The organism is Rathayibacter sp. AY1B5 (genome assembly GCF_002932795.1).
Taxonomy (GTDB): domain Bacteria; phylum Actinomycetota; class Actinomycetes; order Actinomycetales; family Microbacteriaceae; genus Rathayibacter.
Genome location: NZ_PSWM01000033.1, coordinates 1 through 20,709 on the forward strand (window position 1 = coordinate 1; position 20,709 = coordinate 20,709).

Below are 20,709 nucleotides of genomic sequence, written 5' to 3' on the forward strand. Positions count from 1 at the left end.
CCCGCCTGCAGGCACCGTGACACCGCTCCCTCAGGATGGAGGCATGCCCTCCTCCGCCGACCGCTTCCACCGCGCCGCCGTCGAGCTCGCGCAGACCTCCGAGCGGCAGGTGGAGTGGGCGCTCGCCGTCGCGGACGACGCGCGCCTCCTCGCCCTGATCGACCAGCTTCCCGCGCAGCACCGGCAGCCGTCCCTGCTCTTCTCGGTCGCGCGGCTGCTCGGCGTGCCCGACGTGGACGGCGCCGGGTTCGCCGTGTGGCTCCGGAGCGAGTGGGTGCGGGTGGCGCCGATCGCGGCCGAGCGGAGGACGCAGACCAACGAGGCGCTGCGATGCGCGCCCCTGGTGGCGGCGCTGGAGCGGATCACGGAGCCCGGGGAGCCGGTGGCGCTCGTCGAGATCGGCGCTTCCGCGGGGATCTGCCTGGCGCCGGATCGGTACTCCTACGCCTTCACGGCGAGCGACGGCGAGACGCGGCTCGGGGCGGGCGCGCCTCTGCTGCGGTGCGCGGTGAGCGGAGGCGCGGCGCCGGCGCGGCTTCCGGTCGTCGCGTGGCGCCGGGGGCTCGACCTGGCGCCGCTCGACATCCGCACGCCCGAGGACGTGGCCTGGCTGGAGGCGCTTCTCCCGCCCGACCGCCCGGAGCGGACCGCGCGTCTCCGCTCGGCCGTGGAGACTCTGCAGGACGGCCCGCCGACGATCGTCGCGGGCGATGCGGCCGCCGAGCTGCCCGCCCTGCTCGACGCGGTACCGCGCGGTCTGCGGACGGTCGTCGTCTCCCTCGGGACCCTGGTCTACCTCCCGTGGGCCGCGCGCGAGAGCGTGCTGGCGACGGTCGCCGCGCGCGACGCGAGCCTGGTGACGCTCGAGGCGGAGGCGCTGCTCCCGCACCTCGTCGCCGCGCGCGGGGACCGCACGGCTCCTGAGCCGACCCCGTTCCTGCTCGCCGCCGACGGCGTCCCGCTCGCGAGCGCGGCCGCCCACGGCGGCACCCTCTCCTGGCTGACCTGAGGCGCGCTCCCGCGCCGCGTCCGGGGTGCGCGGAGCCCGGTGCGCGGAGCCCGGTGCTTGCTCCGCCACTGTTCACAAGTCGTCGCACTCGGCGTCGAGTGCGACGACTCCTGGACAGTCGCGAAGGTGAGGACGGCCGAAGTCAGAGCCCCGGCGCCCGAGCGCCCTACAGCCCGTCGACGACGAGCTGCGTCGCGCGCGGGACGTACGAGGTGTTCGTCGTCGGGTCCCAGCCCACGAGCGCGACCGCGTCGCCGCCGACGCGCGCGGTGATGCCCACGAGCGAGAACGGCTTGCCGCCCACGGCTCCGGACACCTTCCAGCCGAGCGTCTCGTCGGCGCCGGTCAGGGTCTGCTCGGTGCGCTCGACGGTCGTCTCGACCGGCACGCCCTGCATGGCGAAGAGCGCCGAGCCGGAGGCGCAGCGCGTGGTCGCGTCGGTGGCGCTCGCGAGGAGCGAGGCGGCCGCGTCGGCGGTGCCGGTGCTCGACACGACCGCGGTCATGGAGCGGTCGGCGCTCGTGCCGTACGAGAGTCCGGCGGCGGGCTGCGCGGTGTCCCAGCCCAGGCCGAAGGGCGAGAGGCAGCTCGCGTCCGTCGCGGTGAGGCCGGGGTAGATCGAGTCGAGCATCTCCTGGATGCTCGCGTACTCGCCGGGCACGAACTGCACGCCGGTCAGCACGGCGGCCACCTGCTCGCCGGTCTTCTGAGCGGTGTCGGCGGCAGGGGCGGCGGCCGTCGCGGTGGCGGACGGGGCGGCCGACGACGAGGGGAGCGTCGGAGTGAACGGCCGGAGCGTCGATCCGCTCGTCGCGGTCCCCGCGCAGCCCGAGAGGGCGAGCAGCAGCGCGCCTCCGATCAGAGTCGTGCGCAGCAGTGCCTTGGACATCGTGTCTCCCCCTTCGCCCGCCGGCGCCGCACCGGGGCGCCTGAGGCTAGCAGAGCCCCGCATCCCGGAGGCGGCACCGCGGCGCCTGCACGACGAAGGCCGGGAGCCCGGGTCGACGCCCCACGGCGTCCCCCGGCCCTCCCGGCCTCCGCTCCGCAGCTCAGATCTCGGTGTGCCCGAGCTCGGCCCCCGCGAGAAGGCGGATCTCCGGCTCGGCGATGCCCTCCAGCTCCAGCACCACGACGCGGTTGCGGCCGGCGCGGGTGACCGGCGCGGGGACGATCAGCGTGCGCTGCGGTCCACGGCGCCAGTAGCGACCGAGGAGGAAGCCGTTCACCCAGACCAGGCCCTTGCCCCAGTGCAGCGTGTCCACGTACAGGTCGGCCTGCTCGTCGAGCTCGAACGAGCCGGAGGCGAGCTGCGGCCCGGCCGAGAACGCCGGTGCCGCGACGGCGAGGTCGTGCAGGCACTCCAGAGCGAGGGCGCGGGCGGCCCAGCCGATCAGCTCGGCGCCGTCCAGCCGCACCCCTCCGATCAGGCCCTTGTGCTCGCCGATCCGCGTGCCGTAGTTCACCCGCCCCTGGTTCTCGACCAGGATCGCGAGCTCGCCGCGTCCGCTCGGGAGCGTCAGCGCCCGCTCGTGGTGGTCGCGCGCCAGCACGCCCACCGGCACGCCGTCCAGCAGCACCCAGGCGCGGTCGCGCACCTCCTCGCCCACCACGAGGCGGGCCGGAGCGGAGGAGCCGTCGAGCGTCGTCGTGAAGAGCACGAAGCCGTCGTCGTGGCCGAGGTCGTCGAAGGAGGCCATCGCGTCGAGGTGCGCGGCCGGTCCGAACGCCTGGCCGAGGCCGAGCAGGGCCGGGCCGGAGACGAGCGGAGCCGTGAGGGCCGGCGCCGGCGGGCGCATCGCGGGCACCTCCTCGGGCACCGGCGCGTAGCGCGCGATGACGTCGCGGAACGCCCAGAACTTCGCGGTCGGGTCGCCGCCCTCGTCGAGCGGGGCGTCGTAGTCGTAGCTCGTCGTGATCGCGGCGTAGCGGCCCTTGTCGTTCGCTCCGCTGGTCAGGCCGAAGTTGGTGCCGCCGTGGAACATGTAGATGTTGACGGAGCCGCCGGCCGCGAGCAGGGTGTCGAGCTCCTGGGCGGAGGCGTCGGCGTCGGTGGTGTGGTGCTGGGTGCCCCAGTCGTCGAACCAGCCGCACCAGAACTCCATGCACATCAGCGGACCGGTGGGCTGGAACTCGCGCAGCGTCGCGAGGCGCTCCGTGGTCCGCGAGCCGAACGAGCCGGTGAGGTGCAGGCCCGGGAGGCTGCCGTCGGCGAGCATCTGCGGCGTCGGCTGGTCGATGGTGGTGAGCGGCACCGTGATGCCGGAGTCGCGCGTCACCCGGACGAGCTCGGCGAGGTACTCCTTGTCGGAGCCGTACGCGCCGTACTCGTTCTCGATCTGCACGAGGACCACGGGCCCCCCGGCGTCGATCTGGCGCGGCTCGACGATCGCGTAGACGCGGCGCAGGTAGTCGCTGACCGCCGCGAGATAGTTCGGCTCGGAACGGCGCACGCCCACCTCGGGGTCGCGGAAGAGCCAGGCGGGGAGGGCGCCGTTGTCCCACTCCGCGCAGATGTAGGGGCCGGGGCGCACGATCGCGTGCATGCCCTCGGCGGCGATCAGGTCGAGGAAGCGGCCCAGGTCGAGCCCGGCGTCCTCGCGCCACTCGCCGCGGCGCGGCTCGTGCGCGTTCCAGGCGACGTAGGTCTCGATGGTGTTCAGGCCCATCAGGCGGGCCTTGCGGATCCGGTCGGCCCAGAGGTCCGGGTGGATGCGGAAGTAGTGCAGCGCCCCCGACAGGATGCGGTGCGGGCGGCCGTCGAGCTCGAAGTCGGCGGCGCCGATGGCGAAGCGGCTCTCGGGAGCGGTGGTCATCTGGATCCCCCTCAGGATCGGTGCCCGGTGTGTCCGAGCGTGAGAACGACGCGGGGCCGACCGGAGCGATCCGGCCGGCCCCGCGTCGAGCAGTGGTGCTACTCCGAGACGGTGAAGCCCTGCGCGTTGCCGTACTGGACGAGCTTGCTCTGCCAGTCGGCGAGGCCCTGGTCGAGGCTGGTGCCGTTGGCGTACGCCTGGCCGACGGTGTCGCCGAAGACGCTGTTCGCGTAGACCTGGTAGGGCAGGTACGACCAGCCGGAGCGGACGTCCTTCGAGGCCTGGGTCAGCACCTCGTTGATCTTCTGGCCGCCGAAGTACTCCGACTCCTGACCGGTGAAGTCCGAGCTGTCGAGGTCGGCCGTGGTCGACGGGAATCCGCCGCTCTGCAGGAAGACGTCGACCGAGGCCTGGTCGCTGTTCAGCCAGCGCAGGAACGCGGCGGCCAGCGCCGGGTTCTCGCTCTGCTTGGTGACGGACTGGCCGCCACCGCCGTTCTCGGCGCTGACGGCGGTGCCGTCGTAGGTCGGGATCGGCGCGACGGCCCAGTCGCCGGAGGCGTCGGGGACGCTGGACTCGAGCACGCCGGGCATCCAGGCGCCGGTCACCAGCGAGGCGATGGAGCCGTCGGCGAGGCCCTTGTACCACTCGTCGCCCCAGGCGGGGGTGTCCGAGAGCAGCTTCTTCTCGACGAGCTGGTTCCAGACGCCGGTCCACTTCGCGGTGCCCTCGTCGGCGAGGTCGATCGTGACGTCCGTGCCGTCGGTGGTGAACGGCTCGCCGCCCGCCTGCCAGATCATGCTGGTCGCGAAGCCGGCGTCGCCGGTGTCGGCGGTGATGTACTTCGACGGGTCGGCGGTGTGCAGCTTCTCGGCCGCGGCCACGTACTCGTCCCAGGTGGCGGGGACGGCGATGCCGTACTGGTCGAAGACCGTCTTGTTGTAGAACAGCGCCATGGGGCCCGAGTCCTGCGGGAGGCCGACGAGCTTGCCGTCGATGTTGACGCTGCCCCAGGTGGAGGCGGAGTACTTGTCCTCGAGGTCGCCCATGCCGTACTGCGACAGGTCGAGGAGCGAGTCCGACAGCGCGAACTGCGGCATGGCGTAGTACTCGATCTGGACGACGTCGGGGGCGCCCGAGCCGGCCTTGATCGCGTTCTCGAGCTTGGTGTACTCGTCCTTGTTGGTGCCGGCGTTGACGAGCTCGACGTCGACCTTCGGGTAGGCCTTCTCGAACGCGGCGACCTGCGCCTCGGCGCTGGGGGTCCAGCTCCAGTACGTGATCTTGCCACCGGCCTCGAGGGCCGAGTCGAGGTCGGCGGCGGAGCCGGCGCTCGTGGTCGTGCCGCCACCGGAGGTGGACGAGCAGGCCGCGAGGGAGCCGGCGGCCAGGGCCGCGACGGCCGCGACCGTCAGGGTCCGCCGGAGGGCGGAACGGGCGATCTTCATGGTGGTGTTTCCCTTCACTTCTTCGTGCTGCGGGTGCTGTGGACGGGGCAGGACGCTCCGGCCGGGGGATGGGTAGGGGAGGGCTCAGCCCTTGACGCTGCCGGCGCTCAGACCGGACTGCCAGAAGCGCTGGAGTCCGAGGAAGGCGACGACGATGGGGATGATCGTGAGCAGCGAGCCCGTGATCACGAGGTTGTAGATCGGCTGCGCGCTGACGCCGGTGGCCTGCGCGTTCCACTGGTTGAGGCCGACGGTGAGCGGGTACCAGGTGGGGTCGCTCAGCATGATCAGCGGGAGGAAGTAGTTGTTCCAGGTCGCGACGACCGAGAACAGCAGCACGGTCACGATGCCGGGGGCGAGGAGTCGGATGGAGATGGTGAAGAAGGTGCGGAACTCGCCCGCCCCGTCCATCCGCGCCGCTTCGAGCAGCTCGGTGGGCACCGACTCCACCGCGTAGACCCAGACGAGGTAGAGGCCGAACGGGCTGATCAGCGAGGGGATGATGATCGCCCACGGGGTGTTGGTCAGGCCGAGCTGGCTGAACATGAGGAACGTCGGGACGGCGAGGGCCGTGCCGGGGACCGCGATCGCTCCGAGCACCACGGCGAAGACCGCCTTGCGGCCCGTGAAGCGGAACTTCGCGAGGCCGTAGCCGGCGAGCGTGGCCAGGAGCGTCGCTCCTCCGGCGCCGACGACGACGTAGAGCAGGGTGTTGCCGAGCCAGCGGAGGAAGATCCCGTCGCGGTAGCTGAGGGTGTCGGCGATGTTCTGGAAGAAGACGAAGTCGCCGTCGAACCAGAGGCCGAAGCTCGAGAGCAGGCCGGCCTGCGTCTTCGTCGCGTTGATGACCAGCCAGGCCAGCGGCACGAGGCTGTAGAGGATGAAGACCGACATCAGCAGGGTGAAGGCGATCGACTTCTTGGGCTGCACCGAGGAGCCGCGGCGGGCGGCCGGGCGCTTCGGGGCGCGGGAGGGCGTCCGGGGAGCGGTCGCGAGGGCCATCAGTTCTCCTTCCGCGCGCCGCGGAGCTGCACGACGTAGGCGATCACCGCGGTGATCACGCCCATGACGATGGCGACCGTGGCCGACGCGTTGTACTGCTGACCGGCGAAGGACAGGTTGTAGGCGTACATGTTCGGGGTGAAGTAGGTGGTGATGATGTTCGGCGCCAGCGTCCGGAGGATGTTCGGCTCGTTGAACAGCTGGAAGCTGCCGATGATCGAGAAGATCGTGGCGATGACGATCGCGCCGCGCAGGGCGGGCAGCTTGATCGAGCGGATGACGCGCATCGGGCCGGCGCCGTCGATCTCGGCCGCCTCGTAGAGCTCGCCGGGGATCGTCTTCAGCGCGGAGTAGAAGATGAGCATGTTGTAGCCCACGAACTCCCACGTGACGATGTTGCCGATCGAGGCGAGGATCCAGTCGCGCGAGAAGGGCTGGACGACGTCGGAGCCGAGCAGGTCGTTGACGTTCGCGGCCAGGCCGAAGTTGTCGCCGTAGATGAAGCCCCACATCAGCACCGCGACGACCGCGGGGACGGCGTAGGGGAGGAAGACCACGATGCGGAAGAAGCCGGTGCCGTGGAGGCGGCCGCTGTCGATCGCGAGGGCCGCGACGAGGGCCAGCACGAGCATCACGGGGACCTGCACGACGAGGAACAGCAGGACGCGGCCGAAGCCCTCCCAGAAGTTCGGGTCGGTGAAGATCGCCGTGTAGTTGGCGAAGCCGACGAAGGAGTTGCCGCCCACCAGCTGCTCGCGGAACAGGCTGAGGTAGATCGAGTAGACGACCGGGGCGATGAAGACCAGGAGGAAGACGACGAGGAAGGGGGCGACGAACGCCAGGCCCTTCCACTCGCTCTTCGCCCGCGACTTCGGGGCCGCGAGGGGGGACGCCGGAGGGGCGACCTCGCTCAGCGGGACGGGGGGAGACGTCGTCGTCATGGGATTCCGTTCGGGAGTAGTGCGGGCCCGCCATGTTCACGTCAACATGGCAGAGCGTCACCGTAGCATGTTCACGTCGCCACCCGCGACTGTTCCTGCGTCACGATCCGGCGCACGATGCACCACGGCTGACGGGCGGCGCGCTATAAAGGGAACCCCATGGCACTCGAGACCGACCGCCCGTCCCCGTCCGCCCGGCCGCGACGCGGCGTCTCGATGGCCGACGTGGCCCGGCGCGCGAACGTCTCGGGCCAGACGGTCTCGCGGGTGTCGAACGGCAAGCAGAACGTCGACGGCGAGACGCGCGAGCGGGTCCTCGAGGCGATGCGGGCCCTCGGCTACCGGCCCAACAGTGCTGCGCGGGCGCTGCGGACGGGACGCTTCCACAGCATCGGCGTGATCATGTTCACGCTGTCCTCGTTCGGCAACATGCGCACCCTCGACGCCATCGCGGTCGCGTCCGCCGACGCGGGCTACTCGATCACCCTCATCCCCGTCTCCCACCCCACCCAGGGCGAGGTGTCGGTCGCGTTCCACCGGCTGAGCGAGGAGGCGGTCGACGGCGTCATCATCATCGTCGAGGCGCACCTGCTCGACGAGGCCGACATCGTCCTCCCGCCGGACCTGCCCGTGGTGGTCGTCGACTCCGCCGGCGGCGAGAAGTACCCGGTGGTCGATACCGACCAGATGTCGGGCGCCCGTCAGGCCGTCGAGCACCTGCTCGGACTCGGCCACCGCACCGTGCACCACATCGCCGGCCCGGACCGCTCCTACTCCGCCGAGCGCCGCCACGAGGCGTGGGAGTCGACCCTGATCGAGCGCGGCGCCCCGGTGCCGGAGGTGCTGGTCGGCGACTGGTCCACCGACTCCGGCTACCGCCTCGGCAAGCGGCTCGCCGCCGATCCCGAGGTCACCGCGATCTTCGCCGCGAACGACCAGATGGCGCTCGGCGTGCTGCGCGCGCTGCACGAGGCCGGACGCGCCGTGCCCGGCGAGGTGAGCGTCGCGGGCTTCGACGACATGCAGGAGTCGGCGAGCTTCTGGCCGCCGCTGACGACGGTGCGCCAGTTCTTCGGCGACACGGGCCGCCGCTCGGTCGACATCCTGCTGCGCGAGCTCGAGTCGGGCGAGCGCACCGGGGTGTCGCTGGTGCCGACCCGGCTGATCGTGCGCGAGAGCACGGGGCCGGCGCCGAGCGGTGGGGCGGGGGCGGGGGCGGGGGCGTCCAGGTCGGGTGCGGCTTCTTCCTCCGCGTAGTCCGCGTCGTCCGCGTCCTCCCGCTCGTCCGGCTCGTAGTCCTCTTCCTCTTCCTCTTCACGTGCGATCTGCAGGCACCTGTGCGATCTGCAGGGTCGGCTAGTGCGGTCTGCAGGGGATTCTCGCGTTTCTCGGCGGCGTATCCGGAGGAGAGCGCTCCCTCGGACGGATGGCCTGCACATCGCACCTGCAGATCGCACGCACTCCTGCAGACGGCACGCACTCCTGCAGATCGCACACCTCAAGGGGTACGCGTCCCCTGCGGATGGCACGCACTCCTGCACATCGCACCTGCAGATCGCACGCACTCCTGCAGATCGCACGCACTCCTGCAGATCGCACGCACTCCTGTAGACGGCACCCTCCTGCGGATCGCACGCGGCCGGCGACGCGGAGCCGCCGCCCGCGCGCGATACTGTGAGCCCTCTCACCCCGGACCTCCAAGGAGACGCACATGTCGGTCGGCCTGCTCGCGGTTGTCGATGACATCCTCACCGCCGCCCTGAAGGCGAGCGCCAAGACGGCGGGCGTCGTGATCGACGACGCGGCCGTCACCCCGCAGTACGTGCAGGGCCTCACGCCCGCGCGGGAGCTGCCGGTGGTCGGTCGGATCGCGCTGGGGAGCCTGTTCAACAAGTTCGTCATCATCATCCCGCTGGCGCTGCTGCTCTCGGCGTTCGCGCCGCAGGTGCTGCCGTACCTGCTGATCCTCGGCGGCGCCTTCCTCTGCTTCGAGGGGGCGGAGAAGGTGCTGGAGTGGTTCGGCGTCTCGCACGGCGGCCACGAGACGGAGGCGCGCGACGAGAAGAAGCTCGTTTTCGGCGCCATCCGCACCGACCTCATCCTGAGCACCGAGATCATGCTGATCGCGCTCGACGGCCTCGACCCCGACTTCGGGATCTGGCCCACGCTCGGCGCGCTCCTGGTCGTCGGGCTCGGGATGACGGTGCTCGTCTACGGCGCGGTCGCCCTGCTCGTGAAGATCGACGACGTGGGCCTGCGCCTGATGAAGAACGCGGCCCGCGGCGTGCGGCGCACCGGAGCGAGGATCGTCGCGTCGATGCCGGTCGTGTTCCGCGCGATCAGCATCATCGGGACGCTCGCCATGCTCTGGGTCGGCGGGCACCTCGTCGTCGCGAACCTCGCCGAGACGGTCTGGCACGGTCCGTACGACCTCGTGCACGTCGTCACCCATGCGGTCGAGGGCGCGGGCCCGGTCGTCGTCTGGCTGGCCGACACCTTCGTCTCGATGATCTTCGGCCTCGTGCTGGGGCTGGTCATCGCGGCCGTCGTGATGGGCGTCTCGCGCCTGCGGAAGCGCGACGGGGCGGCTGCGGGGCACTGACGCGTCTCGAGTCGCCGCGTGCCGCGGCTGCCCGACAGGCATGAGTCGCGGGCGGCTTCCCGACCCGTTCGGAGTCGGTGGGTGTCGAGTCGCCGCGTGCCGCGGCTGCCCGACCGGCAGGGATGCGGCGGCTGCCCGACCGGCACGAGTGTGCGGTTCGGGGCCAGCCGGGGTGGGGGCGGGTGTCCGGCCTGCACAGGGCGTCAGGTCTTTGCTGATCGAGTAGCCCGCGCAGCGGGCGTCTCGAGATCCCGCGACGCACGGCCCCTGTCCTGACGGCCCCTGTCCTCGCGGCCCCTGCCGCACCGCTCTCACGGCGAACGACGGACCGCCCCCGTCCCGGAGGGGCGGAGGCGGTCCGTGCCGGAGGGGGCGTCAGCAGCTGCGGGCCGCGTACGCTCCCGTCGCCACCGAGGTGACCTGCTTGCCGTCGACGGTGCCCGTCGCGGTGACGGTCGCCTGACCGGCCGCCACCGAGGCGGCGCGCGTGGTGAACGCGGCGCTGCCGCTCGCGCCGGGGGCGACTCCGGTGACCTGCTTCGACCCGGAGGGCGTCGCGATGGTCATCGAGACCGGCACGGCGGATCCGTTCTTCGCCGCGACGGTGAGCGTCACCTTGCCGGCGACGCAGCGGGTGGTCGCCGTGACCGCGATCGCGAGGGCGGCGGGCGCCTTCAGGGTCACCGTCACCGTCGTGGTCGACGTGACGGAGCCGTCGGCGGCGCGGACCGCGATGGTCGCGACTCCGCCGTTCGCCGTCGTCGGCTGGGTGATCCGCACGGTGGCCGCCGAGTCGGTCGCCACTGCTCCGATCACCGGCATCGCGGTGCCCTCGACGGTGACCGCGTAGGAGGTGCGGGCCGGGTCGAACCCGGCGATGCCGGCTCCGCCGACGCGCAGGGCGCCCAGGGTGGTGACCGCGGCCGCCGAGGCGACCGACTCGTAGAGCTTGGTCTCGGCCACGATCAGGTGCGTGTTGTCGTAGGCGTTCATCACGACGCGGAAGGCCTTGGCCGTGACGGGCGCGAACGACGCCACCAGGGTGGGAGCCGTTCCGCCGGCCGGCGACGCGAGGGCCACGGCCGACTCGTAGCCGGGGACCGCGGTCCAGGTCGTGCTGTCGGCGGCCTGGTACTGCAGCTGGTAGGTCTGCGCCCAGCTGGTGCCGCCGTCGGCGAGGAACTGCACCGACACCTTCTCGACCTGGTGGGTCGAGGGGAAGGTGTACGTCAGCGAGCTCTGCGCGGCCTTGGTGCCGTTGGTCCAGTTCGACCAGCCCTTGTCGCCGTCGACGCCGTTGCGGGTGCGCTCCGGTCCGTAGCCCGACTCCGACGACGACGCGGTCGCGACGATGCCGGCGTCCGGGTTGAAGTTGCGGAGCGTGCCCGTGGTGACGAGCACCGTGAGCGTGGCGGGGAGCGACGCGCCGTCGGCGGTCGCCGTTCCCGAGACCGTCACCTGCCCGGCCTGGGCGAGGGAGGCGGTGGTGAGCGGCGTCCAGTCCCAGACGACCGGCACCGGGAAGGTGCTGGCCGAGGCGCCCACGCGGGCGGGGACCGTGGTCGGAGCCGAGGCCTTCACTCCGGTGACCGAGGCGCCCGCGGCGGCCGTGACCGACACGGGATCGGTCGCGGTCAGTCCGCCCACGTCGACGAGCGCGGTGACGGTGATCGTCTGGCCGTAGAGGTCGGTCGCGGTGCCGGGCACCTCGACGCGGCCGGTCGAGCCGTACGCCGAGTCGGCGGGGCGCTGCCAGGTGACGGCGAGCGGTGCGCCGGCTCCCCAGGAGTACTGCGGAGTGATGCTCGCGGGCAGGGTCGGAGCGACGCCCGCCGTGGTGCGGACCGCGACGGTCTGACCCGTGGCCGGGGCGAGGTCGCGGAGGGTCCACGACTGGTTCGCTCCGCCGTTGGAGGTGTAGACGCCGACCGACGCGCCGTCGGCGCTGGAGGCGCCGTTCACGTCGAGCGACTGGGCGATCGCCTCGTTGACGAGCGAGAAGTTCACGCCGTCGGTGGTGTTGACGATCCAGCGGGTCGCGGCGGTCGTCTTCGCCGTGTCGACGGACAGCGTGCGCAGGTCGGTGCCGGCGGTCGTCGCTCCGAGCACCCGTCCGTCGCCGTTGACGAGCACGACGCGGCGGGTGGCCTCGCGGTCGCCGGCGGCGACCTCGCGGACGGTCCAGGTCTGCTTGGCGGCCGTGGCGGAGTCGGTGGCGAGCGTGGTGAGCGTGGTCGCGGCACCCGAGGGGTTGCCGGTCAGCGCCTTGCCGCTCTGAGTGCCGACCAGCTGGTAGCGGTGGCCGTCGCGCAGGGCGGGGGCGGAGTCGGCGACTCCCGAGACTCCGTCGATCGAGAAGCTCGTGACCGACTTGGCGGGCACGGTGATCGTGGCGGTGCGTGAGATGCGGTCGACGGCCACCGGGGTCTTCGCGACCAGCGCGTTGCTCGTGGGAGCGGCGGCCGAGGAGGCCTTCGTGGTGACGTAGGGGGTGACCGCCGCGGTGTCGGCGATGGTGCCGAAGCGGGACAGGTCGAGCACGACGGTCTGGTCGGCCGTGGTGCTGTTGGCGTGCACGACGGTCGCGCCCGAGCCGTCGCCGCGGACGGCGGCGGTGGAGGAGCTGTCCGTGGAGGGCATCAGGTGGTCGCCCTCGTGTATGAACTTCGTGAAGTTCCGGATGGTGTTGAACTTCGAGTTCGTCTCGACGCCGCAGACCGGGGCCTTGGTGGAGTCGCCACCGGCGTCGGCGACGCGGCGGACCGACTTCCAGACCTCGGTCCCGTTCTCCTGGTAGGGCTTGCAGTCCAGGTCGATGTAGACGGAGCCCCAGTTGAGGTTCTCGCCCTTGGGCGCGGGCTGCTGCATGTTGTAGTAGTCCTCGACGGGCTGCCAGAGCACCCACGCCTCGGGCTCGAGCTCGCGCAGGTCGTCGTTGATGCGGCCGGCGATGCCGAGGCCGTTCTCCATGTTGGTGGGGTCGAACCCCTTGACCCAGTTGCCTTCGATCTCGCTCATCCAGAGGTCGGTGTCGGCCTGCTTCGCGAGGTCGCGGACCTTGAGGCGGCCCGAGGTGCCGTAGGTGTGGACGTTCATCCGGTCGACCTCGGCGCGGACGGCGTCGGAGTAGGCGGCCCAGTTCGTCGCGAAGATGTCGGGGTTGGTCTCGTCCATCGCGGCGAGGCCGGCGCCGGTGGTCGAGGCGTCCAGCGCGGCGACGACGTCGGGGATCAGACCCGCCTGGCGCGTCGGGCCGACGTGCATGCCCTCCTGGCGTCCGCCGGTCGGGACGCCGTTGGAGAGCTGCGTGCCCCAGTAGTCCGTGTTCGGCTCGTTGAAGGGGTCGAGCGTGTCGAACTCGATGCCGTACTCGTCCTCCATGTGCTCGGTGACCTCCACGAGGTACTTCGCGAACTTCTCCTCGGCGGCGGGCTTCAGCTGCTCGCTCTTCGCGTCGAAGCCGCCCGAGACGTAGCCGCTCTCGGTCATGAAGTACGGGGCGGAGTTGGAGAACGCCTCCCAGTGCGAGATCTGCTTCTCCTGCGCGAGCTTCTCCACCCACCAGCGCTGCGTCTCGTCGGCGGTCCAGTCGTAGGAGGCGGGGTCGTCCGGGTTCCACTTCGCCAGGAGCGCGTCGCGGTCGGCGAGCTTCGTGGAGGTGCCGCCGTAGGTCGCCGCGTCGCCGGCCGGGTTCGGCTTCCACCAGCCCTCGACGGCGCCGCCCGGGCGGAGGTAGTCCTTCACGTCGGAGGCGTTGCCGCCGCCGATGTTGTAGCGGGCGATGTTCAGGTCGAGGCCGCTGTCGCCGAAGACCTTCTGGTACAGGTCCTCGCGGAGGGCCTCGGGATAGTTGCCGGTCGCGTTCGCGAACCAGACGAGGCTGGTGCCCCAGCCCTCGAACGCCTCACCGGCGGCGGCGGGGTTCGGCGTGATGCGGAGCGCGTCCGCGGCCTGAGCGGGGGCTGCTGCGGCGGGGATCGCCAGCAGTGCTCCTGTGGCCAGGGCGGCGCTCGTGGCGAGCGCGGCGACCCTTCTGAAGGACATCGACATTGATGCGGTCTCTCTTTCGCCATTGAAATGCGGGCGTGTTCACGTGAACGCGCCCTGACGGCCGACTGTACATGTTCACGTCAACAATCGGAAGGTGCTCAGGGCGGGCGGGCCTCCCCTCGTCGAGACGCCAGGAGTTGTCGCGCTCGATGCCGAGTGCGACAACTCCTGGAGAGTGGCGGAGCGCGGGCGGAGCGCCTGCCCGTCGAGCGGTCGCACGAGGAGATCTCGCGCCGCGAGAGGCCAGGAGTTGTCGCGCTCGACGCCGAGTGCGACAACTCCTGGAGAGTCGTGGGCGCGGGGTGGGTGCAGGCGTGCCGGGGGCGCAGGCCCGCGGGCGGGCGGCCCTGCGCACGGCGGCGCCGCGCTCAGAGCCGGTGCGTCGTCTCCGGGAAGGCCTCGGGCTCGCACTGGATGGTCGCGTGGTCGATGCCGTGGCGCTCGCGGAGGACGGCGAGCACCCGCGAGAGCGCGGTCCGGTAGTCGGCGTCGGGGGCGACGACCACGTGGCCGGTGGCGCTCTCCATGCCGGAGGTGATCGTCCACACGTGCAGGTCGTGCAGCGCCAGCACGCCGGGGACGGCGCAGACGTCGCGTTCGAGGGCCGCGAGGTCGACGTGCGCGGGCGCCGACTCCATCAGGATCCCGAGCGCCTGCCGGGTCAGCGACCAGGTGCGCGGCAGGATCAGCAGTCCGATCAGCACGCCGACGATCGGATCCGCCCACGCCCACCCCGTGGTGAGCAGCACGATCGCCGCCGCGATCACTCCGACGGAGCCGAGCGCGTCGCCCAGCACCTCGAGCGAGGCCCCGCGGAGGGTGATGCTCTCCTTCGCGCCGGCCGACAGCAGGCGCAGGCTCACCAGATTGACCGCCAGGCCCACCACGGCGGTGATCAGGAGGGGGCCGCCGGGCACGGCGGGCGGCTCGGCGAAGCGGCGCACCGCCTCCACGATCACGAAGGCCGCGACGGCGAACAGGAGCAGGCCGTTGGCGAGGGCGGCCAGGACTTCGAGGCGGTAGGAGCCGTAGGTGCGGCCCTTCGCGGCGGGACGGGCGGCGAGCGAGATCGCGGCGATCGACATTCCGAGCGCCAGCACGTCGGTGCCCATGTGCGCGGCGTCCGAGAGCAGCGCGAGCGAGCCCGTCGCGACTCCGACCGCGAACTCGACGACCGTGAACGCCGCGGTCAGCACGAAGGCGGCCACGAGCGGACGCCGGTGCCGGGCGGCGGCGGAGCCGGCCGGAACGCCGTGAGAGTGGCCCATCGGCTCCTCCAATCCCTGTTCGTATAAACAGTCTTGCATGCGTCCGGAGGCGAGCGCGAGCGCCCTCAGCCGACCAGCGGGTCCAGCGCCTCCCCGAGGTAGGGCGCCAGGGTCCGGGCGTACGACTCGGTGAGGTGGCCGAGGTCGCGGTACACCTTCACTCCGCCGATCACGAGGGGGCAGCCGCGGTCGTCGCAGAACCAGCGGGTGAGGTCGACCGTGGCCGCACCGGGCCAGCCCTCGGCCGCCGCGGCCATCAGCTCGCGGTCGGCGAAGGCCTCGTCGAGAGGCACGCTGCAGTCGTCCGCGGAGCCCGGCTTCTCGGCGCAGGCCAGCAGGGCGAGCGAGGGCAGCACCGGATTGTCGCGGATCGCGACCACCGTGGATCCGCGGGCGATCAGCGGCGCCCACGACTCGTGGAACCCGTCGATCCCGGCCTGCTCGTCGGGGGTGCCGGACGCGTCGACGAACACGGACTTCTTGGCGGAGTAGGCGGTGACCACGAGCGCGTACGGGTCCTGGCCCGCGAGCTCCCCCTGCAGCTTCTCGTTCCAGACGTCGCAGGAGCGGCGGGCGGAAGCGGAGTCGTCGCGCCGCTCGGCGGTCGAGAAGACGCAGCCCGTCTTGTAGTAGGTGTGCAGATCCCAGCCGCGCTCCTCCGCCACGCCGCGCAGCGCCGGGAAGAAGGACGCCGCGTGCGAGTTGCCGATGAGCAGCACGCGGAGGCCGGCCGGATCGCCGAAGCGGCACTCCTTGAGCTCGGTGCCGGAGTTGCCGGTGCTGCACTCGTCGGTGTTCAGCACGGAGCCGTCCTCCGACGCGTCGACGGCGGGCAGGCTCGTGGTCCAGGAGTCCGGGCAGGAGTTCGCGAGCGCCGCGGCTCCCACGCAGCCCTCGGTCGAGACGGGGAGTGCGTGCGCGCGGGTGAGGTCGGCGGCGATCGCGGCGTTCGTGCCGGTGAGGCCCGTCACCCCGACCAGGGCGGCGACGGCCAGCAGGGCCGCCGGGGCGAGCGCGCGGAGGCGGTGCGGGTGCTCGGCGGGGGCGCGGCGGTGGAGGGGGTCCTCGAGGAAGCGCTTCGAAGCGGCGGCGAGGAGGACCGCCGCCGCGATGATGCCCAGGCCGGTCGACGCGGTCGGGTCCTCGCCGGTGCTCTCACGCCAGAAGACCAGGAGCGGCCAGTGCCAGAGATAGAGCCCGTAGCTCAGGCCGCCCAGCCGCACGAGCGGGCGCAGGGCCAGCAGCCGGCCGACTCCGCGCTCCGGGGCGGGGCCGGTCCCGGCGACGAGGACGAGCACCGCCGAGAGGGTCGGCCAGAGCGCCGCGGCGCCCGGGAACGCGCTCGAGACCTGGAGCACGAATCCGCAGGAGACGACTCCGATCAGCCCCAGCCAGCCGGCGACCGTCCTCAGGGCCGCCGGGATCGACAGGCCCGGGAGCACGAGGGCCGCGAGCGAGCCGAGCCCGAACTCCCACGACCGGGCGAGGGTGCTGTAGTAAGCGGTCGGTTGGTCGATCCCGACCAGAACGACGGAGAACGCGAACGAGAGGACGGTGAGCGCCGCGACGAGCGCCAGCAGGAACCGCGGCAGGTGCGCGCGGCGCCGCAGCAGCGCGGCGGCGAGGGTCGCGACGAGCACCAGGGCGAGCCAGATCAGGTAGAACTGCCCCTGCGCCGACATCGCCCAGAGGTTCTGCACCGGCGAGTGGAAGTCGTCCTGCGCGAGGTAGTCCACTCCGGCCCGCGCGAGCGCGACGTTCTCGACGGAGAACGTCGAGGCGAGCACCTCGGTGAAGGTCTGCAGCAGCTGCGAGGGGCGCAGGAGGAGCGGAGCGAGCGCCGCGACGACGACCAGCACCACCGCGGCCGCCGGGAAGAGCCGCGAGGCGAGCCTCCGGAGGAAGGCGATCGGACGGACGCGTCCGAACCGGCGGATCTGGCCGAGGAGGGTGAGGGTGGTGAGGAACCCGGCGACCACGAAGAAGACGTCGACGCCTCCGGAGACGCGGCCCAGCCAGATGTGGAACGTCGCGACCAGGAGGGACGCGACGGCGCGCAGTCCCTCTATCTCGGGCCGGTAGCCGGAGGCGTCGGCCTTGCGCACCAGCGCGGACCGGCCGGAGGGGGCGGTGCGGGCGGAGTGGCGGGGCAACAGGATCCTTCCGTGACGGTCGGCGGGCGGTGGGGCGGGTGCCGGCGATCGTCGGTGTCCAGGATCGCGCTCTCTCGCCCCCAGGGGAACCGTGTCCGGGGTGCTGTCCACCCGGTTGGGGGCTGCGGAGGCGAGGTGCGCGACAGGTGTCCGCTTACTAGTCCGTTCGGGGTTCTCTGAGCGCGGCGAGAACCCGGACCTCGCCGTACACGCGCGCGCCCACGGCGACGTCTGCGGAGTCGCCGGCGGTCGGGCCGAGGGCGCGTGGCGCGGATCGACTGGCGCGACCGGACGGGTCGAGGTGAGGTAAGGCTATGCTTACCCGGGCTCCGCGCCACCCCGGAGGCTCCGCGCCGCACCGGGGTGCTGCCCGCCGACGAACGACGCCCCACGAACCACGGGAGATCCATGTCCACGCACCGCCGGCGCCCCGCCGCCCTCGCCCTCGCCGCCGTGACCCTGCTCGCCCTCACCGGCTGCGGCGTCTCGGAGCAGATCGAGCCCGAGAGCACGGCTGCCGCGGGGGAGGGCACGACCTCCTACCCGCTGACCGTCGAGAACTGCGGCACGAGCACCACCGTCACCGCCCCTCCGCAGCGGGTCGTCTCCCTCGATCAGGACTCGACCGAGATCCTGCTCTCGCTCGGCCTGGAGGACCGGATGGTCGGCACCGCCTCCTGGACCGACCCGGTGCTCGAGACCCTCGCCTCCGCGAACGAGAGCGTGCCGCGCCTGGCCGACAACGCGCCCACCTACGAGGTGCTGCTCGGCGCCGACCCCGACTTCGTCACCGCCTCCTTCGGCCGCCACTACGCCCCCGAGGGGGTCGCCTCGCGCGAGCGCCTCGCCGAGACGGGCATCGGCTCCTACCTCTCTCCCACCGACTGCGACGGCGGAGAGAGCGTCAACGGCGGGAGCGGCACGCGCACGGTCCCGCTCACCGTCGACGACCTCTACCAGGAGATCCACGAGCTCGCCGAGGTGTTCGACGTGCAGGAGCGCGGCGACGCCCTGGTCGCGCAGCTGCAGGCGCGCGCCGCGGTCGCCACGGAGGGAGTCGACTTCGGCGGCCGGAGCGTCGCCTTCTGGTTCGCGGACACCAGGACGCCCTACATGGCCGGCGGCTACAACTTCGCCTCGATGCTGGGCACCACGACCGGCATGACCAACGTCTTCGCCGACCGGACCGACGACTGGGCGGCCGTGGGCTGGGAGAGCGTCGTCGCGGCCGACCCGGACGTGCTGGTCCTCGGCGACCTGCAGCGCGACCGCTTCCCCGGCGACCGGCTCGACGACAAGACCGCGTTCCTCCGCTCGGACCCGCTGACCAGCAGCCTGCCCGCGGTGCAGGACGGCCGCTTCATCTCGCTGCACGGCGCCGAGCTGAACCCGTCGATCCGCTTCGTCGACGGCCTCGAGAAGATCCGCGCCTGGTGGGACGAGAACGGGGCCTCGCTCTGAGCACGGTCCTCGTCCGCCGTGTGCCGCGGGGTCTGGTCGCCGCGGCGCTGGTCCTCGGCGGGCTGCTCGCGCTGGCGCTCTCGGTCGGCGTCGCGGTGACGCTCGGCCCGGCCGACGTCTCGCTCGTGAACGTCCGCGACATCCTCCTCAACCACCTCGGGCTCGCCTCCGTTCCGGTGCGTGCGGCCGAGGACGCGATCGTCTGGCAGGAGCGTCTCCCGCGCGCACTGGTGGCCGCGGCGTGCGGGGCGGGGCTCGGCGTGTGCGGAGTGATCCTGCAGTCGCTGCTGCGGAATCCGCTCGCCGACCCGTTCGTGCTGGGCGTCTCCTCCGGAGCGTCCACGGGAGCGGTGCTCGTCGGCGTGCTCGGGGTCGGCGGAGGAGTGGTCGGGCTCTCCGGAGGCGCCTTCGTCGGCGCGCTCGTCGCCTTCGCCTTCGTGCTGCTGCTCACGCGGTTCTCGGCGGGCGGCACCTCGGGCGTGATCCTGGCGGGGGTGGCGAGCACGCAGCTGTTCTCGGCGCTGACCTCGCTGATCGTGTTCGCGCTCGCCGACTCGGACGAGACGCGCGGCGTGATGTTCTGGCTGCTCGGCTCCCTCGAGGGCATGCGCTGGGACGACGTGGCGCTGAGTGGAGGAGTCGTGCTGCTCGGCTCCGTGGTCTGCCTCGCCGCAGCCCGGACGCTCGACGCGTTCGCCTTCGGGGAGGACGTGGCCGCGTCGCTCGGCGTGCACGTGGGCCGTACCCGCCTCCTCCTGCTGGTGGTGACGGCCCTGCTGACGGCGACCCTGGTGAGCATCGCCGGCGCGATCGGCTTCGTGGGTCTGGTGCTGCCGCACGCCGCGCGACTCGTGTTCGGGCAGCGGCACTCGCGGGTGATCCCGGCGACGATCCTGCTCGGCGCGGTGTTCCTGGTGTGGGTCGACGCCGGGTCGCGGGTGGCGTTCGCGCCGACTCCGCTGCCGGTGGGGGTCGGCACGGCACTCGTCGGCGTGCCGGTGTTCATGCTGCTGCTCCTGCGGCGGAGAGGCCGCTCGTGACGCTCGAGGTCGACCGGGTCTCGTGGCGCCGGGGCGGCCGCCTGGTGGTCGACGGCGTCTCGCTCAGCCCCGCTCCCGGCTCGACCGTCGGACTGCTCGGGCCCAACGGCTCGGGCAAGTCGTCGCTGCTGCGGCTGCTGCAGGGCACCGCGGCTCCGGACGCCGGCGTCGTCACCCTCGACGGCGCGCCGCTCCGCTCGCTCCGCCGCCGCGAGGTCGCCCGGGCCGTGGCCACGGTGACGCAGCAGGCCGAGACGGAGGCGGACCTCCCCGTCCGCGACGTCGTCCGGCTCGGGCGCACCCCGCACCGCTCCCTCCTGGGCGCAGACACGGCCGAGGACCTGCGCGCGATCGACCGCGCCCTCGAGCAGGTCGGCCTCGAGGCGAAGGCCGACCACCTCTGGCACACCCTCTCGGGCGGCGAGCGGCAGCGCGCGCACATCGCCCGGGCGCTCGCGCAGGAGCCGCGCGAGCTGCTGCTGGACGAGCCGACCAACCACCTCGACATCCGCCATCAGCTGGAGCTGCTGGCCCTGGTGCGGGCGCTGCCGGTGACCACGGTCGTGGCGCTGCACGACCTCAACCTCGCGGCCCTCTTCTGCGACGCGCTGCTGGTGCTGCGCGAGGGGCGCGTGGTGGCGGGCGGCACCCCGGCGGAGGTGCTCACTCCGGCGCTGATCGCGGACGTCTACGGCGTGCGCGCTCGCGTGATCGTCGACGCCGGACGGCCGCACGTGCTGTTCGACTCCTGACCCTTTGCCAGACGATCGTCGATCAGTCAACGGTCTCGTCCACTTCCAGCAGCACGTTCTACCGTCGGTGTACCGGCTTCGAGACCTCACAGGAGAGGTCCTTCTCGCGCTGGGCGAGGTGCTCTCCTGACGGAGGTCGATGGTCGTGCCGGTGACGACGAGGGGAGTCG

At 72.2% G+C, this 20,709-nt stretch carries 14 protein-coding genes; 6 read left to right on the forward strand and 8 right to left on the reverse strand.

Annotated elements, in window-relative coordinates; all coding sequences use genetic code 11:
• Positions 1–43 precede the first annotated feature (43 nt).
• Positions 44–1,009, forward strand: coding sequence for a DUF2332 family protein (locus C5D44_RS16110; RefSeq protein ID WP_104282251.1), 966 nt, complete (start codon positions 44–46; stop codon positions 1,007–1,009).
• Between the two features lie 166 nt (positions 1,010–1,175).
• Here the strand turns inward: C5D44_RS16110 and C5D44_RS16115 are convergent, their stop codons facing one another.
• The 5 genes from C5D44_RS16115 to C5D44_RS16135 form a co-directional block, all read right to left on the reverse strand.
• Positions 1,176–1,898 (reverse strand): hypothetical protein, encoded by a 723-nt coding sequence (locus C5D44_RS16115; protein ID WP_104275802.1) that lies wholly within the window; start codon positions 1,896–1,898, stop codon positions 1,176–1,178.
• A gap of 160 nt (positions 1,899–2,058) precedes the next feature.
• The gene (locus C5D44_RS16120) at positions 2,059–3,822 is read right to left on the reverse strand and encodes a beta-galactosidase family protein (protein WP_104275803.1); all 1,764 of its coding nucleotides are present in this window, start codon (positions 3,820–3,822) and stop codon (positions 2,059–2,061) included.
• 98 nt (positions 3,823–3,920) lie between these two features.
• Complete coding sequence (locus C5D44_RS16125; protein WP_104275804.1) at positions 3,921–5,270, reverse strand: sugar ABC transporter substrate-binding protein; 1,350 nt, start codon at positions 5,268–5,270, stop codon at positions 3,921–3,923.
• 84 nt (positions 5,271–5,354) lie between these two features.
• Positions 5,355–6,272 (reverse strand): carbohydrate ABC transporter permease, encoded by a 918-nt coding sequence (locus tag C5D44_RS16130; protein WP_104275805.1) that lies wholly within the window; start codon positions 6,270–6,272, stop codon positions 5,355–5,357.
• Positions 6,272–7,213: a carbohydrate ABC transporter permease gene (locus tag C5D44_RS16135; RefSeq protein ID WP_104226355.1), complete on the reverse strand. Its 942-nt coding sequence runs from the start codon at positions 7,211–7,213 to the stop codon at positions 6,272–6,274. Before C5D44_RS16135 ends, C5D44_RS16130 begins: the two co-directional genes overlap by 1 nt.
• A 159-nt stretch (positions 7,214–7,372) precedes the next feature.
• Here C5D44_RS16135 and C5D44_RS16140 point away from each other — a divergent pair, with 159 nt between their 5' ends.
• Positions 7,373–8,470 carry a LacI family DNA-binding transcriptional regulator gene (locus tag C5D44_RS16140; RefSeq protein ID WP_146088076.1) on the forward strand — a complete coding sequence of 366 codons (1,098 nt, stop codon included), beginning with the start codon at positions 7,373–7,375 and terminating at the stop codon, positions 8,468–8,470.
• Positions 8,471–8,924: 454 nt separating this feature from the next.
• Positions 8,925–9,815 (forward strand): DUF808 domain-containing protein, encoded by an 891-nt coding sequence (locus C5D44_RS16145; RefSeq protein ID WP_104275806.1) that lies wholly within the window; start codon positions 8,925–8,927, stop codon positions 9,813–9,815.
• 375 nt (positions 9,816–10,190) lie between these two features.
• Here C5D44_RS16145 and C5D44_RS16150 read toward each other — a convergent pair whose 3' ends face one another.
• The 3 genes from C5D44_RS16150 to C5D44_RS16160 form a co-directional block, all read right to left on the reverse strand.
• Positions 10,191–13,859 (reverse strand): glycoside hydrolase, encoded by a 3,669-nt coding sequence (locus C5D44_RS16150; RefSeq protein ID WP_146088077.1) that lies wholly within the window; start codon positions 13,857–13,859, stop codon positions 10,191–10,193.
• A gap of 374 nt (positions 13,860–14,233) precedes the next feature.
• Complete coding sequence (locus C5D44_RS16155; protein WP_104282253.1) at positions 14,234–15,133, reverse strand: cation diffusion facilitator family transporter; 900 nt, start codon at positions 15,131–15,133, stop codon at positions 14,234–14,236.
• A gap of 65 nt (positions 15,134–15,198) precedes the next feature.
• Entirely contained in the window at positions 15,199–17,286 is a 2,088-nt protein-coding gene (locus C5D44_RS16160) for an acyltransferase family protein (protein WP_181118540.1), read from the reverse strand.
• A 408-nt stretch (positions 17,287–17,694) separates the two neighbouring features.
• Between C5D44_RS16160 and C5D44_RS16165 the strand changes: the two genes are divergently transcribed.
• The 3 genes from C5D44_RS16165 to C5D44_RS16175 are packed head-to-tail and all read left to right on the forward strand — an operon-like array spanning position 17,695 to position 20,539.
• Complete coding sequence (locus C5D44_RS16165) at positions 17,695–18,747, forward strand: ABC transporter substrate-binding protein (protein WP_104282255.1); 1,053 nt, start codon at positions 17,695–17,697, stop codon at positions 18,745–18,747.
• Positions 18,720–19,787 (forward strand): FecCD family ABC transporter permease, encoded by a 1,068-nt coding sequence (locus C5D44_RS16170; RefSeq protein WP_374953944.1) that lies wholly within the window; start codon positions 18,720–18,722, stop codon positions 19,785–19,787. The genes C5D44_RS16165 and C5D44_RS16170 overlap by 28 nt, the downstream gene beginning before the upstream one ends.
• On the forward strand, positions 19,784–20,539 hold the full coding sequence (locus tag C5D44_RS16175; protein ID WP_104282256.1) for an ABC transporter ATP-binding protein: 756 nt from the start codon (positions 19,784–19,786) through the stop codon (positions 20,537–20,539). Before C5D44_RS16170 ends, C5D44_RS16175 begins: the two co-directional genes overlap by 4 nt.
• Positions 20,540–20,709 lie beyond the last annotated feature (170 nt).

What these genes read in the sequence shown, in the direction of transcription:
- C5D44_RS16110 (WP_104282251.1), top strand. Translation starts at nt 44, where the DNA reads ATGCCCTCCTCCGCCGACCGCTTCCACCGCGCCGCCGTCGAGCTCGCG.
- C5D44_RS16115 (WP_104275802.1), bottom strand. Translation starts at nt 1,898, where the DNA reads ATGTCCAAGGCACTGCTGCGCACGACTCTGATCGGAGGCGCGCTGCTG.
- C5D44_RS16120 (WP_104275803.1), bottom strand. Translation starts at nt 3,822, where the DNA reads ATGACCACCGCTCCCGAGAGCCGCTTCGCCATCGGCGCCGCCGACTTC.
- C5D44_RS16125 (WP_104275804.1), bottom strand. Translation starts at nt 5,270, where the DNA reads ATGAAGATCGCCCGTTCCGCCCTCCGGCGGACCCTGACGGTCGCGGCC.
- C5D44_RS16130 (WP_104275805.1), bottom strand. Translation starts at nt 6,272, where the DNA reads ATGGCCCTCGCGACCGCTCCCCGGACGCCCTCCCGCGCCCCGAAGCGC.
- C5D44_RS16135 (WP_104226355.1), bottom strand. Translation starts at nt 7,213, where the DNA reads ATGACGACGACGTCTCCCCCCGTCCCGCTGAGCGAGGTCGCCCCTCCG.
- C5D44_RS16140 (WP_146088076.1), top strand. Translation starts at nt 7,373, where the DNA reads ATGGCACTCGAGACCGACCGCCCGTCCCCGTCCGCCCGGCCGCGACGC.
- C5D44_RS16145 (WP_104275806.1), top strand. Translation starts at nt 8,925, where the DNA reads ATGTCGGTCGGCCTGCTCGCGGTTGTCGATGACATCCTCACCGCCGCC.
- C5D44_RS16150 (WP_146088077.1), bottom strand. Translation starts at nt 13,859, where the DNA reads ATGTCCTTCAGAAGGGTCGCCGCGCTCGCCACGAGCGCCGCCCTGGCC.
- C5D44_RS16155 (WP_104282253.1), bottom strand. Translation starts at nt 15,133, where the DNA reads ATGGGCCACTCTCACGGCGTTCCGGCCGGCTCCGCCGCCGCCCGGCAC.
- C5D44_RS16165 (WP_104282255.1), top strand. Translation starts at nt 17,695, where the DNA reads ATGTCCACGCACCGCCGGCGCCCCGCCGCCCTCGCCCTCGCCGCCGTG.